The 17,272-nt window shown below is 45.1% G+C and carries 13 protein-coding genes; 4 read left to right on the plus strand and 9 right to left on the minus strand.

Annotated features, from left to right (window positions below):
• Positions 1 to 373: 373 nt before the first annotated feature.
• The 3 genes from crtB to EWV84_RS20440 all read right to left on the minus strand — a co-directional run bounded on the left by crtB (position 374) and on the right by EWV84_RS20440 (position 3,163).
• Entirely contained in the window at positions 374 to 1,306 is a 933-nt protein-coding gene (gene crtB / locus EWV84_RS20430) for a 15-cis-phytoene synthase CrtB (protein WP_287079716.1), read from the minus strand.
• Between the two features lie 105 nt (positions 1,307 to 1,411).
• On the minus strand, positions 1,412 to 2,842 hold the full coding sequence (gene pds / locus EWV84_RS20435) for a 15-cis-phytoene desaturase (RefSeq protein ID WP_287079717.1): 1,431 nt from the start codon (positions 2,840 to 2,842) through the stop codon (positions 1,412 to 1,414).
• 63 nt (positions 2,843 to 2,905) lie between these two features.
• Entirely contained in the window at positions 2,906 to 3,163 is a 258-nt protein-coding gene (locus EWV84_RS20440) for a hypothetical protein (RefSeq protein ID WP_287079718.1), read from the minus strand.
• An 89-nt stretch (positions 3,164 to 3,252) separates the two neighbouring features.
• On the opposite strand from EWV84_RS20440, the gene EWV84_RS20445 reads away from it, so the two are divergent.
• Positions 3,253 to 6,033: a cation-translocating P-type ATPase gene (locus EWV84_RS20445; protein ID WP_287079719.1), complete on the plus strand. Its 2,781-nt coding sequence runs from the start codon at positions 3,253 to 3,255 to the stop codon at positions 6,031 to 6,033.
• A 4-nt stretch (positions 6,034 to 6,037) separates the two neighbouring features.
• Positions 6,038 to 7,837 (plus strand): SLC13 family permease, encoded by a 1,800-nt coding sequence (locus EWV84_RS20450; protein WP_287079720.1) that lies wholly within the window; start codon positions 6,038 to 6,040, stop codon positions 7,835 to 7,837.
• A 54-nt stretch (positions 7,838 to 7,891) separates the two neighbouring features.
• Here EWV84_RS20450 and EWV84_RS20455 read toward each other — a convergent pair whose 3' ends face one another.
• From EWV84_RS20455 to EWV84_RS20465, 3 genes are all read right to left on the minus strand, one after another.
• Positions 7,892 to 8,428, minus strand: a complete 537-nt coding sequence (locus tag EWV84_RS20455) for a tetratricopeptide repeat protein (RefSeq protein WP_286827160.1) — start codon at positions 8,426 to 8,428, stop codon at positions 7,892 to 7,894.
• Between the two features lie 160 nt (positions 8,429 to 8,588).
• Positions 8,589 to 9,371 (minus strand): transporter substrate-binding domain-containing protein, encoded by a 783-nt coding sequence (locus EWV84_RS20460; RefSeq protein ID WP_287079721.1) that lies wholly within the window; start codon positions 9,369 to 9,371, stop codon positions 8,589 to 8,591.
• Positions 9,368 to 10,300: a GGDEF domain-containing response regulator gene (locus EWV84_RS20465; RefSeq protein WP_287079728.1), complete on the minus strand. Its 933-nt coding sequence runs from the start codon at positions 10,298 to 10,300 to the stop codon at positions 9,368 to 9,370. Before EWV84_RS20465 ends, EWV84_RS20460 begins: the two co-directional genes overlap by 4 nt.
• 334 nt (positions 10,301 to 10,634) lie before the next feature.
• Here EWV84_RS20465 and EWV84_RS20470 point away from each other — a divergent pair, with 334 nt between their 5' ends.
• Complete coding sequence (locus EWV84_RS20470; protein WP_287079722.1) at positions 10,635 to 13,562, plus strand: DEAD/DEAH box helicase; 2,928 nt, start codon at positions 10,635 to 10,637, stop codon at positions 13,560 to 13,562.
• 13 nt (positions 13,563 to 13,575) lie between these two features.
• Here EWV84_RS20470 and EWV84_RS20475 read toward each other — a convergent pair whose 3' ends face one another.
• Positions 13,576 to 14,529, minus strand: coding sequence for a tetratricopeptide repeat protein (locus tag EWV84_RS20475; RefSeq protein WP_287079724.1), 954 nt, complete (start codon positions 14,527 to 14,529; stop codon positions 13,576 to 13,578).
• 269 nt (positions 14,530 to 14,798) lie between these two features.
• Between EWV84_RS20475 and EWV84_RS20480 the strand changes: the two genes are divergently transcribed.
• On the plus strand, positions 14,799 to 15,308 hold the full coding sequence (locus EWV84_RS20480; RefSeq protein WP_287079726.1) for a YceD family protein: 510 nt from the start codon (positions 14,799 to 14,801) through the stop codon (positions 15,306 to 15,308).
• Between the two features lie 60 nt (positions 15,309 to 15,368).
• Here the strand turns inward: EWV84_RS20480 and EWV84_RS20485 are convergent, their stop codons facing one another.
• On the minus strand, positions 15,369 to 16,331 hold the full coding sequence (locus tag EWV84_RS20485) for a glycosyltransferase family 9 protein (RefSeq protein ID WP_286827154.1): 963 nt from the start codon (positions 16,329 to 16,331) through the stop codon (positions 15,369 to 15,371).
• A gap of 110 nt (positions 16,332 to 16,441) precedes the next feature.
• A complete protein-coding gene (locus EWV84_RS20490) occupies positions 16,442 to 17,044 on the minus strand; it encodes a M23 family metallopeptidase (protein ID WP_286827153.1) in 603 nt (200 codons plus the stop codon).
• Positions 17,045 to 17,272: the final 228 nt, after the last annotated feature.

Here is a 17,272-nt window from a genome sequence, read left to right on the forward strand (position 1 = left end):
CCCCCTAAGCCGAGTTTTCAAGGTGCTGTCCGCCCACTTGGTTTTCGAGACGGTCTTTTTAATTCTAACGTAAAGCCAACCTAGAACGGCGGGGTTTCCCACCCAAAATTTTCGATGAGCCGGTCGTCCGCTATCTTGTCCCGTTTATCTCCTACGTCCGTCTAGGAGAAGCGTTAGTTTTGGATCGGCAAGACAGTCTTGTGGTTTACGAAAGCGATCGAGATCTTCCCTGCACGGAAACCGGACCTTTCTGGTTGGTGACTCCTAAATCGCTCTGAAAACCCACACCCCACACCCCACACCCCACACCCTGCCCCCGCGAAAAACTTTTTGCCGCGGGTGGAGTCGGCAAGCAGCAAAACCCGTCGAATTTTTATAACGCTTGCGATCGCAACCAAGCCACGGGTAAATAGAGCATTTTCTTGGGTAAAGGCACGAAGGCACGACGGGCGAAGACATCGTAGTTATTTGCTTCAATTACGTCTAAAATGCCTTGATAAAGCAGTAAAGCCGCCCAAACCGGCCAACGGGAATCGGGATTAAGGGCGCGAATCCCCCTTTCGGCGGAATCGTAGTAATAACGAGCGCGCTCAATTTGGAAGCGCATTAACGCCTGCCAACGGTGATCATTAACCCCTTTGAGTAAATCGTCTTCGCTGTAGTTAAAACGCTCTAAATCCTCTAAAGGTAGATAAATCCGCCCACGATGGACATCTTCCCCCACATCCCGCAAAATATTGGTTAATTGATTGGCAATACCGAGATCGATCGCTTCTTCTTGCGGAATATAGACGCTTTGATTGCGCCGCCAAGGAGCCGAGCGATCGCCATCTTCCAATCCTAACACCGCGCTGGACATTAACCCCACCGTCCCCGCCACCCGATAGCAGTACAGTTTTAGTTCATCAAAGGTTTGATAACGACTGCGATAGAGATCCATCTGTTGCCCGGCGATCATATCCCGAAAGGGTTGGATATCCATGGGGAACTTTTCTAGAGTATCCACGAGAGCGACGTCGGCATCCTCGATGGCAACCCCAGAAAAGGCGGTTTCTAGCTGTTTTTCCCATAAATCAAGGGTTTCAGGTGTAGTTAACCGGGCTTGGGGTCCATCGACCAGTTCATCGGTACGACGACACCAGACATAAATTGCCCAGATCGCTTGACGTTTTGCTTTCGGCATCAGGAGAGTACCGAGATAAAACGTTTTGGAATACTTCTCTGTAATCCGGCGACAGAGTTCGTAGGACTCCGCAAGGGAGACGAGGGGTTTGGTGGGGTGGGTCGGTTTTGGCAATTGGAGCATTCTGCTGGGGCGGAATGATTGACTTAGATTAACGGCGAACTGTGGCTAATGATATAGCATTGTCTCACTCAAGGCCATTTTCGTCATTAGTCCCTAGCCAGAGAATTAACGAGCGCTGGACACTGGTGTAGATTGGGTTTTATTCAGGTTTAGCGGTGCTGCGGGGTGATCTTTGCTGATCACTGCTGCCGCTAATTTCCCTGATAAAACGGCTCCTTCCATGCTTCCTAAATATTTTTGCATGGTATAGTCACCGGCGAGATAAAAATTCTCGATCGGAGTTTTTTGAGAAGGTCGATAAGCTTGTCGGCCAGGGGTGGCTTTATAAACTGATCGGGGAGTTTTCACCAGATGATATTTTAACAATTGACTGGGATTATCGCCAGTAAAATGTTGGGGAAAGAGTTTTTCTAGTTCTTTCATCGTGGCGGCGATAATTTCTTCATCGGATTTGCTAATCCAATCCTGAGCGGGAGCGAGAACTAATTCTAACATCGAGCGATCGGGGTTAGCGTATTCTTTACAGGTGTTGCTCATGTCAGCATAAACACTGAGTAAGGGCGAACGGGAGAATAATAAATGATCGATGTCGGTTAGTTTGCGATCAAACCAGAGGTGTAAATTAATGACGGGAACCCCTTCTAATCCTTCTAATTTTTGAAAGAATTTATCTTCTTGCCAAGGTTTGGGTAGTAAAACTTTTAAAGGATCTACAGGCATCGCAGACACATAAAGATCGGCTTCAAAAAGATAATCTTCCCCACCGTCTAAACCGCGCATTAAGAATGCTTTAACTGTGCAGTTTTCATTTAAGATAATCTCTTTTAAAGGGGCATTTAAGCGCACCTCACCACCTCTAGCGGTGATGTAATCGACTAAAGGTTGGCAGAGTCTTTCCGGGGGTGAACCGTCGAGAAAAGCCATTTTTGAGCCGTTTTTCTCCTGTAAAAAGCGGTTGAGGGCTGTTAGTAGAATTGTGGCGGAAATCTCGTTAGGATCGATAAAGTTTAGGGCTTTCGACATAGCGACAAACACTTCTTTTTCTACCCTAGGCGGTATGTTTTGTTTCTCTAACCATTCCGACCAAGAATATTTATCCATCTCCTCGACGTAACTTTGTCCTTTAACAATGGCAGGAATTAAACCGAGTCCAAATTTAATTTTTTCCTCCCAAGTTAACATATCATTATTGCGGAGAATGGCAACAATACCGTTAATTGGGGCGGGAATATCTGGGAAGTCAAACCGCGAATAAGTCCCCGGTTTTTCCGGCTGATTGAAGATCATCGAGTGTTCTTTCCACTGTAGGCGATCTTCTATGCCTAATTCTTGGAATAATTGCAGCATATTGGGATAAGCGCCAAAGAAGATATGTAAACCGGTTTCGTACCAGTCCCCATCAGCATCTTTCCAAGCGGCAATTTTTCCCCCTAATACATCGCGACGTTCCAGTACGATGGGCGTATGTCCCGCATCGACAAGGTATTTCGCACAAGATAATCCGGCTAGTCCCGCACCAGCGATCGCAACTCGCATCGTTTCCTATCTACTCTCTAATGTCTTGTCTTTATCACATTCGCTATTATACTTCACATTTCGTTACATTTTTTTCAGCTTATCGAGAAGGCAGGGGGCAGCAGTCAGGAGGCAGGAGGAGATAGGGTGATAGGGTGATAGGGTTTTGGGGTGATAGGGTGATGAGACAGCTTCCCCACATCCCCATTTCCCCACTTCCCCACTTCCCCACTTCCCCACTTCCCCACATCCCCATTTCCCCACTTCCCCACTTCCCCAGTTCCCCACTTCCCACTCCCCACTTCCTTGATAACTGCTTACTGATAACTGCTTACTGGTCACTGATAACTGATAACTGATATTGTGATATGTAATTAGCTTAACTCGCTCACCTTTTTAGTTCACGCGTACACCCTCTTCAATCGATCGCTATGACTTTTCCCACTACGTCCCCCCAAGTCTCGGAAATAGAGAATAATCGTGCTTGGCATAATTTAACTGGCGAACAAACCCTAGAAATACTGAGAACCAATGGGGAAACCGGCTTAATCGAGGCGGAAATTGTTAAAAGAAAGGATATTTTCGGGTTAAATGAACTAAAAGAAACGGGGGGACGTAGCCCGTTAGTGATTTTATGGGAACAGTTTACTAACATTATGTTAGTGATGCTGATTGCCGTGGCGGTGGTTTCGGCAGTTTTGGACCTGAAAAAAGGGGAATTTCCCAAAGACGCGATCGCTATTTTTATAATTGTTATTTTAAACGGTATTTTAGGATATTTCCAGGAAAGTCGGGCAGAAAAGGCTTTAGCAGCCCTTAAGCAGTTATCCTCGCCGAAAGTCCGGGTTATCCGTAATGGTAGCACCTTTGAAGTGGCGGCCAAGGAACTTGTCCCCGGGGATATCATGTTACTGGAAGCGGGGGTACAAATTGCCGCCGATGGCAGATTATTAGAAGCACAAAACCTGCAAATCCGCGAAGCTGCCCTCACGGGTGAAGCGGAATCGGTGAATAAACAAGCACAGAAGGTTTTACCGGAAGATGCCTCTTTAGGCGATCGCATTAACCTCGTCTATCAGGGTACTGAAGTAGTACAGGGGCGGGGTAAAGTGGCGATTACCAAGACGGGAATGGATACGGAAATCGGGAAAATCGCCGCTTTGTTGCAAGGAGTAGAAAGTGAACCAACTCCCCTACAGCGGCGAATGTCGCAGTTAGGTAACGTTTTAGTGAGTAGTTCCCTAGCTTTAGTGGCGGTAGTCGTCCTTGGCGGTGTAATTCGCTTTGGTTGGCAGTTTTTTGAATCATTCCTCGAAACTTCCCTCAGTATGGCTGTGGCCGTTGTTCCCGAAGGTTTACCGGCAGTGGTAACGGTGACATTGGCAATTGGAACCCAAAGAATGGTGAGAAGACAAGCTTTAATCCGTAAATTGCCGGCAGTGGAAACTTTAGGCTCGGTAACGACGATTTGCTCCGATAAAACCGGAACTTTAACTCAAAATAAAATGGTGGTGCAGAAAGTTAATACTTCCGAGCAGACAATTACTGTCACGGGGGAAGGTTACGCGCCCATCGGTGAGTTTAGTGGTGCTAGTGAAAGTGATCCCGAACTACAGGCAATTTTAACGGCTTGTGTGCTGTGTAATGATGCACTTTTGCAAAATAAAGAGCAAGAATGGTTAATTTTAGGCGATCCCACCGAAGGAGCTTTACTGACGTTAGCGGGTAAAGGAGGACTATATCGGGAAGCATTGCAGCCAAAAAGCCCTCGTTTAGGCGAATTTCCCTTTTCTTCCGAAAGAAAGAGAATGTCAGTAATCTGTGAGAATGCCCAGTTAGGTTTGGGGGATTCTGCCTATTTAATGTTTACCAAAGGCTCACCGGAATTAATTCTCGAACGTTGTTCTCTGATCCAAGTTGGGGCGGAAAGTCAACCCTTAACAGCTGAACAAAGAAGCCGTATTTTGGCACAAAATGACGAAATGGCGGGTAATGGCCTACGAGTCTTAGGTTTTTCCTATAAACCAATGACAGAAGTGCCGGAAGCGGAAAAAGAAGATAGTGAAGAACAATCCCTGGTTTGGTTGGGATTGGTGGGAATGCTCGATGCACCCCGCAAAGAAGTTAAAGAAGCGGTTGCCCTCTGTCGTCAAGCGGGAATTCGTCCGATTATGATTACCGGAGATCACCAATTAACGGCCAAGGCGATCGCCATTGAATTGGGCATTGCTGCTGCCGGGGAGCGAGTAATCACTGGGAAAGAATTAGAAAAAATGTCTCAGAATGACCTAGAGGGAGAGGTAGATGGTGTGAGCGTCTATGCTCGCGTTTCTCCCGAACATAAGCTGAGAATCGTACAAGCTTTGCAAAAACGGGGCAAATTCGTCGCCATGACGGGGGACGGGGTGAACGATGCTCCGGCACTAAAACAAGCGGATATCGGTATCGCCATGGGCATTACCGGAACCGATGTCAGCAAAGAAGCCAGTGATATGATTTTGCTGGATGATAATTTTGCCACCATCGTCGCTGCCACTGAAGAAGGGCGCGTGGTTTACAGTAACATTCGGCGCTTTATTAAATACATTCTCGGCAGTAATATTGGCGAGGTTTTAACGATTGCAGCGGCTCCTCTGCTCGGTTTAGGCGGTGTACCCCTTTCTCCCTTGCAAATCCTCTGGATGAACCTTGTCACCGACGGTTTACCGGCTCTTGCTCTGGCAATGGAACCCGCCGAACCTAATGTGATGAAACGTCCACCTTTTAGCCCCCGGGAAAGCATTTTCGCCCGCGGTTTGGGTTGGTATATGATTCGCATCGGCATCGTCTTTGCCATTCTCACCATTATTATGATGTACTGGGCTTACCAATATACTCAGGCAACCCCCGAAATCGGAGATCCTGGACGTTGGAAAACTATGGTATTTACTACCCTCTGTTTAGCACAAATGGGTCATGCTTTAGCGGTGCGTTCCCATACCCAGTTAGCTGTGCAAATGAATCCCTTCTCTAATCCTTACATTATCGCCGCCGTGGGCTTGACAACGATCCTACAATTGTTGTTAATTTATGCTCCTCCCCTACAAAACTTCTTCGGCACTCAATGGATTAGTGGCACAGAATTATTAGTCTGTTTTGGATTTAGTGCCTTAATGTTTGTTTGGATTGAGTTGGAGAAGTTATTTATTCGCTGGTTCATGACGAAAAAATAAATCAATGCCAACACCAATTATTCTGACTTTAACGGTTTTAGTCGTTGCTTTAGTCGCTTTCGTGGCGGAATGGCTACCAGTAGATTTAACCGCTTTATGCGTGGCGATTGTCCTCATTCTTTTGGGTTTAGTTACTCCCGAAGAAGGTATCGCGGGATTTAGTAATTCTGCCACGGTGACGGTGATGGCGATGTTTGTACTTAGTGCCGGAATTACGCGCACGGGAGTGATTCAAGTAATTCGCGATCGCTTGATTGTCTGGGGGGGAAAAAATCCCCACCAACAGGTATTTGTTTTGGGGGCATTAGTGGGGCCGATTAGTGCTTTTATTAATAACACGGCAGTGGTGGCAATCTTTTTACCCATCGTTGAAGATTGGTGTAAAAAACAAAAAATTTCTCCTTCTAAGTTATTAATTCCCCTTTCCTACGGGACGGTTTTAGCGGGGATGATTACCGTGGTGGGAACTTCTACTAACATTCTCGCTAGTGGTATTTCTGCCAAGCTGGGTTATGGGGAATTTAGCTTATTTCAATTCACTGCTTTGGGAGTAGTTACTTTTTTGGCAGGTTTGATTTATTTAACAATTTTTGCTCCGAAATTACTACCCGATCGCAAATCTTCCACCGGGGAATTTTTAGAGGATGATTATGGTTCTAAAGTATATCTGAGTGAGGTAATTATTAGCCCTCGTTCTAATCTTATCGGTCAAACTTTATCCCAAAGTGGACTACAAAGAAAGTTTAATTTTGATGTGTTGGAATTAATCAGAAATAAGGTACATTTATCCCAACCTTTAGCTGATAAAGTTCTCAATGCTGGCGATATTTTAATCGTTCACAGTAGTCGGGAAGAACTATTAAAAATTAAAGATGAACGAGGCTTAGAAATCTTTGCCGATGTCAAATTTCATAAAGAAGATATTGAATCGGCAATTACTACAGGTGAGGAAAAATTAGCCGAGGTTTTGATTCTCTCTAATTCCCGTTTAATTGGGACAACTTTAAAAGATTTGAAATTCCGTCAGCGTTATAACGCCACGGTTTTGGCGATTCGGCGTGGTTCAGAATTACTGCAAGGAAGATTAGGAAAAATTCCTTTAAAGTTTGGCGATTTGCTCTTGGTTCAAGGACCAAAACAGAGTTTTATTGGTTTACAAACCACGCGAGAATTATTAGTTTTAGAAGAGAAAGAAATTGAATCATTGCGACAGGATAAGGGCATTATTGCTTTAATGATTACTTTGTTGGTGATTATTATTGCTGCTTTTGATATTCAACCGATTCTCGTCACCAGTTTAGTTGGGGTGGTTTTAATGGTAATTACTGGCTGTCTAAAACCGGGGGAAGTCTATGGTTCCATTCGTTGGGATATTATCTTTTTATTAGCGGGTTTAATTCCCCTGGGTACTGCCATGGATAACTCGGGAACGACTAAATGGTTAGCGGATAATTTAGTGGCTATCGGCGGCAATCTTTCGGGGTTTTGGATCTTAGTTTTCTTCTATCTGATTACTTCAGTTTTAACTGAAATCCTCTCTAATAACGCCGCCGTGGTTTTAATGATTCCCGTCGCCGTGGAAGTGGCGAAAACTTTGGGTTTAAATCCTTTGGCTTTTATGTATGCTGTCACCTTTGCTGCTTCTAATAGTTATCTAACACCGATTGGCTATCAAACTAACACCATGGTTTATGCACCCGGGGGCTATAAATTCCTCGATTTTACCCGTTTGGGTGCGCCCCTAAATTTAATTTTGACGATTTTAACCCCTAGTTTAATTGTCTTGTTTTATGGCTTGAAATAAAGAAAGAGAGCGAAGATTCTTCGCTCTCTAAAAAGAATTTGATAGTAGTCAAAACTATTTCGATTCGGCGAAGCGTTTACGCAGGGATTCGGCTCGCTTTTTCGCCACGGTATTATTAGGATCAAATTTGAGAGTTTCTTCGTAGGTTTCGAGAGCTTTTTTAGCCATTTGTTTCTTTTCGTAAACATTGCCAAGATTATTGAGAGCGATCGAATATTGAGGATAAAGTTTAATTGCTTCTTTGTAGTTACGAATCGCTAATTCTAATTGTTCTTGGGCAAAATAGGAAAAACCGAGCGCATTGTAGATTAGGGCTTGATTTTCTGGTTCGATGCTTTCTTCCCCAGAGATTTTTAAAGCCTTTTGTAGTAAACTCAATGCTTGAACATAGAGTTTTTTATCAAGATAAAGACTCCCTAATTCATAGTATTCTTTAGCTGTACCTTTTTCTTTTTGCAATTTCTTTTGTAGCTTGTTAAAGGTTCCTTCTACTCGACGGGTTTTAAAGATTTGCACGATGACAAAAATTCCTAAACCAATCACGAAAATTAGCAATCCAGAAACGTAAATAAGCGGCAGGGTATCTTCCATAATTAGCGATCGAGCAATTAATATTTTTATACTTATTCAATCAGATTATAGCAGGATTTAGTCAGTAATCAGTGATCAGTGATCACTGATCACTGATCAGATTTCAGTTTTCAGTTCACTGATTACTGTTTACTGTTTACTGATCACTGAAAAAAGCACCCTATCTCCCCATTTCCCGAATTCTCAGGGGTAAGCCCCAATAGTTCACCCGTTCTACTAACCAGCCGGTGGATTCTAGCCGCTCGATCGCTTGATTGACGCGTTCTCGGAGACTTTGGTACTGTAAACCTTTAGGGAGAACGACTCCTAGAGCGATCGCCCCCAACTGGATCGGTAATTGACGATAATTGGGGAATTGCTGCACCCAACCGGTTAAAAGGCTATTATCAGCCGCAAAAGCCTCTATTTCCCCCGTTTCCAGTAAATTTAAAGCTTCTTGATAGGAAGCAACCCCGCGCAGGGTAGCGTTAGGTAAATGGGAACGCACAAGGGCGATTGTCGTCGAGCCGTTGAGTACGGCGATTCTAGACTTAGCTAGGTCTTCTAAACGCTGAAATAGCAGGTTTTTCGTCACAAAACCGCTGCTATCGAGGTAATAAAAGGGGCTAAAATCCACTAAGCGCTGACGTGCGGGAGTAATCGCCACACGAGCGATCGCCAAATCCACCCGATCATCAATAACCTCCTGTAAACGTTCTTGATTACTAACGGGTTTGAGAATAATAGCACTGTCAGAACCGAGAATTTCTTCAGCTAGACGTTTAGCGATGTCGATTTCCAATCCTTGCAGATTGCCCTGAGAATCAAGGAAAGCGAGGGGAGGGAGATTATTTTTGACAGCGACAATTAATTTTCCCCGGCGTATAATCGTATCGAGATCGGCGCTAAAACTTGGGGCTACACCTAAGAGCAAAAAACCAAGAATAAATAACAAATTTTTCATACTGTTTTACCTACAATAACCCGATTTCTGCCTTGATTTTTAGCGGCTAACATGGCATGATCAGCCCGCTCGATCACCTCTTCTAGATTATTATCTTGAGGGCTAAATGTTGCCACACCGATACTAGCAGTAACTCGCACTTTTTGTTGATCAAGTTCAATATTTAACTTGTTAATTACTTGACAAATGCGCTGGGCTGTGGTAGCAGCATCTTCAAGATTAGTTTCTGGGAGAATAGCGACAAATTCCTCGCCCCCAAAGCGCCCAAAACTATCCACTTGACGCAGACAGGTTTTAATTGCCCCAGCGACAGTAATTAAAGTTTTGTTTCCCAGGGTATGACCAAAGGTATCGTTAATATGTTTAAAATGGTCGATATCGATGAATAGAACCGAAAAATAACGATGATAACGACGACATCGTTGAAATTCTTTCTCCCCTAAGTGGAGAATCTCTCGACGATTATTTACCCCAGTTAGGCTATCAGTTCTGACTAGCTTTTCTAGTTGAGAATTGATATTTTTCAGTTCTTCTTGAGTCTTTTTTAGTTCTAGATGAATTTTAACTCTGGCTAACAGTTCCCAACTATAAAAGGGTTTATTTACATAATCCACAGCCCCAGAATTAAAAGCATTGAGAATATCTTCTTTTTCCTTACTATCTGTCACAAAGATAATTGGTATATGAGCGTATAAAGTGTCAGTTTTTAGTCTTCGACAAAGTTCTATTCCCCCCATATCTGGCATCATTAAGTCAAGAAGAATTAGGTCAGGATTAGCAGTTTTTACTCGTTCTATTGCCTGTTTAACACTACTAGCAACACTGGTGGCATAACCAGCAGAATCAAGAATCCCCACAGCTAATTGGAGATTTTTGCCGACATCATCAACAACTAAAACTAGACAGTCTTCAGCAGAAAATTTAATCATCATCAGTAAGTATAACTAATCAAGTTAAGGAGAAAATAGAGATACAATTATTAGTGATAAGCTGTTCGTAATTTAAATTGCTTGGGCCAGACGAGGCAAGAGGCAACAGTCAACAGTAAAGGGATTGGGAGAGATTCGGCTAATCTAAGAATAAGCGGTTTAAATACCTCTTAGCTTACAGCATTTCTGATAAAAATGAAGTATGATGGTATTGGGCATCGCCCCCAAAGGTTAAGCTTGTCCCTAGTTTCTAGAAGTCCGCTTTTTTCGACTAGAATAAAAAAAGCCAGCCAGAATAGCCACAATTTTAAAAATTTCTCCTCTTAGACTTGACGTGAAAGAGTCCCTTAACCCTACTTCTTTGGATCTCAAAACCATTTTTCCCTTTAAACTCGACGACTTCCAGCACTCGGCGATCGCCGCTCTCGCTGCTGGTAAATCAGTGGTTGTCTGCGCTCCCACGGGTTCCGGCAAAACTTTAATCGGAGAATACGCTATCTATCGCGCCCTAGAAAGGGGCAAACGGGTTTTCTACACCACTCCCCTGAAAGCTCTTTCTAACCAAAAATTCCGGGATTTTCAAGAAAAATTCGGTCGCACCCCCACCGATGGCGATGAGGATTCCCCGCTGCTTTTTGCCGAAGTGGGATTGATTACCGGCGATGTGGTGATCAATCCTTCAGCATTAATTGTAGTCATGACTACAGAAATTTTTCGCAATATGCTGTACCAAACCCCGATCGGTGAGGTAGGCACTTCCCTAGAAAACGTGGAAACCCTGGTTCTCGATGAATGTCACTATATCAGCGATCGAGGTCGCGGCACCGTTTGGGAAGAATCAATTATCTACTGTCCCCCTAGTATCCAATTAGTGGCCCTCTCCGCCACCATCGGCAACCCCGGAGAACTCACCGACTGGATTAACTGGGTGCGGCAACTGCCCCAACCCGGCGACAATAAGCAGACCTCCAGCTGTGAGCTAATTAACTCCGATTTTCGCCCCGTCCCCCTGCGCTTTTATTTCGCCAATAAAGAGGGATTATTCCCGCTGCTCGACCCAAAACAGAGCAAAGTTAACCCGAAACTACGCTCAAAAGTCGGCCAAGGCAAACCCCGACGCTTAAAACGAGAAGATTGTCCCACCATCGCCTCCATTGTCACCACTCTGCGGGACAAGGATATGCTCCCGGCCATTTACGTCATTTTCAGCCGCAAAGGTTGCGATCAGGCGATTCGAGAGCTAAAAAACCTCAATCTCGTTAATCCAGAAGAAGCTAGAGCCATTTACTACCGTTTACTCATTTTCTTCCTAGAAGATAATCCCCATCTGCAAGAACTGACCCTTTCCTTCTTTGCCGTCGAAAATCCGCCCCTACACCAAAAATTACTGGCTTTTTTCGCTAATAACCCCCAGTCCGACGAGCAACTCCTCCGCCTCTTAACCGCCGACCCCGAGACGAAAAATCAACTGTTTGAATTCCTGGCCAGTGCTTCCCAATTAGTACGCGCCGACCAAGTGGAACCCCTCACCCGGGGGTGTGGTGTTCACCATGCCGGGATTTTACCCCTCTGGAAAGAATTAGTCGAACAACTCTTTGAAGCCGGTTTAATTAAGGTGGTTTTTGCCACCGCTACCCTCTCGGCCGGGATTAATATGCCCGCCCGCACCACCGTCATCTCGGCCCTCTCCAAACGCACCGATGATGGCCATAGTATGCTGACTCCCTCGGAATTTGTTCAGATTGCCGGCCGGGCTGGTCGTCGGGGAATGGATGCGGTGGGCCATGTGGTGACAGTACAAACGCCCTTTGAAGGGGCAAAAGAAGCGGCTTTTCTGGCCACCGCCCAACCGGAACCCCTGCAAAGCTGTTTTGCGCCCAGTTACGGCATGGTCTTAAATCTCCTGCAAAAACACAGTCTAGAGGAGGCCAAAGACCTCTTAGAGCGCAGTTTCGCCGAATATCTCGCTCGTTTGAAGTTAAGCCCCGAACGACAACAGATTACCGCCTTAACCACCGAATTAGCTAAGTTGGATATGGAATTAGCCGGTATCGAACGGGAGCAGGTCTTCAGTTACGAAAAGCTACGGGAAAGACTGCGGGAGGAAGAAAGACTGTATAAAATCCTTGCTAGTCAGTCAGAAGCACAGAAAAGACAGGAAATACATCTAAAATTGCCGAATATTCCCGTCGGAACTATCCTCCACCTCAAGGGCAAACATATTAAGGTTCCCGTCCCCGTCCCCGCTATCTTTGTCAATACCCTGCACGGGGCAGGTCAAGTGCGAACCCTTGTTTGTTTAGGCAGTGATAATCGCTGGTATTTAGCCGCCTATGCCGATATTAGCGAGATCGATCGAGGTTTTCTCTCTCCTGCGGAATTAGGCGAACTAATACCCCCTTCCCTGGAAGCAGTTTTCCTAGGGGGTTGGCGCAAGGGTGAGGAAAATACTCAGGCGATCGCCGATTTAATCCCCCAACAAGTGCAAGGCATCCCACCAGTGGCGGAACTGGAAACACAATCACAAAGACTTGAAATTGTCAATAGTCAAATTGCCGCTCATCCCCTGCAAAAACGCAAAAATCCGGGGCGATTGATGAAATTATACTACGATCGAGAGATTGCTCGCGATAAGTTACACAAAGCCCAGATTAAATACCAGAAACAACAATCCCGTAAATCCTACTACTGGGAAGAATTTCTGAATCTGATCGAGATTTTGCGAGAATTCCAAGCATTAGAGGGTTATTTGCCCACTCCCCTCGGAGAAGCGGCGGCCACTATTCGCGGGGAAAATGAACTCTGGTTAGGATTAGCGATGATGTCCGGAGATTTGGACAGATTGACTCCTAGCCAACTAGCCGCCGCCATCAGCGCCATGATTACGGAACCCCCTCGCCCCGATACTTGGTGCAATTACCCGCCTGTGCCAGAAGTTATCGATATTTTGCGGCAAGGAGAGGGAAATTCCCCCGGTCTGCGAGAAGTTCGCCGTTTACTCTATCAAGCTCAATCTCGCTACGATATCACTATTCCCGTCTGGTTAGAAACCCAACTGATGGGGATTGCCTCCCGTTGGGCCCAGGGGACATCCTGGCCGGAATTGTGCGAAAATACTAGCCTCGATGAGGGAGATCTAGTGCGACTATTACGGCGCACCGTCGATGTTCTCTGGCAAATTCCCCAAATTCCCCGAGTTTCCCAAGTCCTTAAAGATAATGCCCGTCTCGCCGTCACAGCCATGAAGCGCTTTCCTCTGTAAATTGATCACTCTTTTAAACAATGGGAGATGGTAAGGAAAGTAACTGTTGGTGAATCTGCTCGATTAGGGCGAGGATTTGCCGATAATTGTGGTGCAATCCCTGTTGATAGAGGTGATTTGCTCCTTGATTTAAATCCGCTAAAGCCGATTGATAATAACCCAATTGATGCCGCAGTAATCCCCTTCTAATATAAGCATCGGCATAAAAAGGATCGATGGCAATCGCCCGATTTAAATCGGCGATCGAGCGCTCGTATTCACCTAATTGGTGAGCGGTACAAGCTAGATTATAGTGTGCTGAGGCATTATTTTTATTTAACCGGAGAGCTTGATTAAAATCCGCTTTGGCTGAGGTAAAATTGTGGAGGGCTAAATGAGATAAACCTCGATCATTATAAATAGTGGCTAAAGCGTCGGGTTGCCAGTTAGTAATTTGACGCAAGGATTGATTAAAATCAGCTAGGGCAAGGGGATGATTTTTCATGGTCGCCTGAACTAAACCCCGATTATAGTAGGCTTGATAATAGGTGGGTTTTAACCGGATAGTCTGGTTATAATCGGTCAGCGCCTGTGGATAATCTCCCAAACGATAAAAAGCTAAACCCCGATGGAAATAGGCTAGATAATTATCGGATTGCCGTTGTAAAGAGCGGGTGCAGTCCTGCCAAGCGTGGAGATAATCCTGCAAATAAATCTGAGTTAAACAGCGATTACTGTAGGCTAGGGCCAAGTTATTTTCCTGTTCGATCGACTGATTGAAATCCTGCAAAGCTTGCTGATAATTACCCGCCTCTAGTTGTTCAATTCCCGATCGCATCCAGTAGGATAAATGTACTGATTTAGCCGCTTTTCCCTGCCGAGGCCATCCCCCCAGCACCAGCGAACAGAGCAGTGCAACAATAACCAATCGACCGAGGTAAGGAAGAAAATTTTTCAAAACCGTTGACATAGGAGTATCTTTGTGCATATACTCCCAATTCTGAGGAAACTTTCTCGCTCGATCAACAGACAGCCTGTCAAATGCAGTTATCAGTTATCAGTTATCAGTTATCAGATGTGAGTTTTCAGTTCACTGATTACTGTTTACTGTTCACTGTTCACTGAAAATACACCCCACTTCCCACAGTCTAGGACTGGTCTATGTCTCTAGAGGTCGGGGCTGCGATAAGCTGATAAAGGAACTCGTAGCTAACGCAGTTGACACCCGATAACCGATAAATGATACAGGAGTTATCTATGGAAACTATTTTTATCCCCCACCTCCTCAAATCTCCTGATCGACAAAGAGTGATCATCATCGATAATTTTATCCCCGGTCTAGAAACCTTGACACCAGTGCGGGGGACCTTGCTGGTTAGACATGGGGGCAATTTTTTGGAAGTATCGGTGAAAGCAGAAACCATCGTCACCTTAACCTGCGATCGCTGTTTACAACAATATAATCATCGTCTGCAATTAAACACTTCCGAATTAATCTGGCTAGACAAAAATAAAGACTACGATAACTCCTATCCTCTAGAGCGAGAAATAGCCTACGAAGACCTCTCGGAAACCCTCGATCCTAACGGGGATTTTGAACCGCAAATGTGGTTATACGAGCAGTTATGTCTAACTTTGCCCCCCCGTCAACTCTGCGGAGCCAATTGTCAACCACCCGATTTTTTTCTTCCGGAAAATACTGCCATCGATGGTCGTTGGGCCTCCCTAGAATCGTTGAAAAGTCAGTTATCTCAATCGCAAAATTGAGCCTTGATGCCGATTTTTTTCGGGTTTCGACCACGAGAAAAGCGATCGAAACCCGATTCTTTACCGGCCCCAAATCTTTTTCAGGACAGTTTCGGGAGTAATATCGGCGACTTTTCCCGTATTAGCTTCAATATATCGATGAAGCTCTCCCCCACTCGGTAAAACTCTCTTAGGCAACGAAGGAACCAGCAGAGAGAGGGTATAGGTTCCCACGGCCACGGCTAACTGTAAAGGGACACTTTCGGTAGCTAACAATAAATTAGCACCGGCGATCATGGCGGACATTTTACCGATATCGGCCGTTCTGGACACTTTTAAGTTATTATCCATGGCTTTGAGCGCTAAAACCCAAGCTTCATCCAGATCTCCCTCGATCGCTACAATTGGCAAATCCGGTTGTTGATGGCGAATGCCTTGGATAATTTCTAGCCAACTCTCTAGGGGATAAACCGTTTCCAGTCCTTGGCTGATGCTGAGATCGCTACCGCCGGCGTAGAGGAGAATATAGCCGCTATCCTTGATATCGAGGCGTTTCTGCTCCATTTCCGCCCAATCGATATCATCCCGATTCAAGGTTATTTTTAAAGGTGGACAGGGTGGGGCAATCTTTAACCCTTTGACCAGATCGTGATAATTATCCGCTAGATAGCCTTCCTTTGGCCGGGGTACTTGTTCCGATAAGAACCAGCTGCCATTATTTTCATAGCCTATACGGTTAGGAACACCATTTAACCAGAGTAAAAGATTGATAGCAGGACGATTAGTGAGACTAATGGCGATTTCGTACTCCCGGTCCCGAATTACTCCCAAAATATTTAAATAATCCGCTAATCCGTACTGATCTCGATAGTCAAATAAAAGCACTTCCCTAACCTGCGGACAGAGACGATAGGCAGCCTTTGCCCTAGGTTCGACCAAAACATCGATGCTGCCTTGGGGGTAAGTTTGCCGGAGAGTTTCTAGAGTGGGAAAAAACAGCAGTTGATCGCTAATTCCTCCCGGTACAAGGGTTAATATTCGCATTTTATCTGGATATACCTGAATCGATCAGCTTAATTCTAGCAGTGTCCCTCGTTATTCACTAAATCTGGGCAGCGATGTTTTTTCTGAACAGAATGCGATCGCAGATTCTCTTAACTATTACCCGAAGGATTAGAACCGTACATAGCATTTAAAACCAAAGCGGGGTCAACGTATTGATTGCCGTACATCAGTCCCCAGTGCAGGTGTGGTCCGGTGGTGCGTCCGCTCATTCCCACTCTAGCCATGCGCGCCCCTGCTGGTATATCCTGACCAAGGGTAAGGACGATTCCCCCTGACCTATCAATCAAAAAAGTGCCGCGGCTATCGGATTGAACCGAACCCATGAGATGACAATAAATATGTGTCCATTGACCGGATTGCATCTTAATCATGGTGCCACAGCCTGTATGATCCGATAATTCGACGATTCTGCCAGTCCACCAATTGCGAATATAACTGCCTAAGGGTGCGGCCATGTCTAAACCAGCATGAAATTGTTGACTGCCATCCATGGGAGAGGAACGATAACCGAAACCAGAGGTATAGGTTTGAAAGTTTTCCACGGGGAAGGAGGCCCCGGCCCAAGCATTTTGAGCTATGAGGGTGGGATTAGCTTTAACGGGGTGTAAACGGTCAAATCCTAGAGAAATTAACGTGACAAGACAGCTAATCGCTAAAAAACGCAGGAATTTAACAGGCAGATACTTTAGCATGAGACTTACTCCAAACACCACAATTAAATATACCGCTAATTTTACCGGCGGCTTTTAACCGATATTTTAGTTAAGTTTTGAGTTATTATCGAAAATTTGGGTTAAAACCCCGTCCTTTGAGGACGGCTTTAAGCTAAAATGGAAAAAGCGATAACCAAGCTAAAAACTGAACCTTGACAACAGATAGTAGGGGGTTTCGTTCAGAAAAGACTTCAAATTCGGCCTTGA

This window comes from Microcystis sp. M_QC_C_20170808_M3Col (genome assembly GCF_007095505.1).
Lineage (GTDB): Bacteria > Cyanobacteriota > Cyanobacteriia > Cyanobacteriales > Microcystaceae > Microcystis.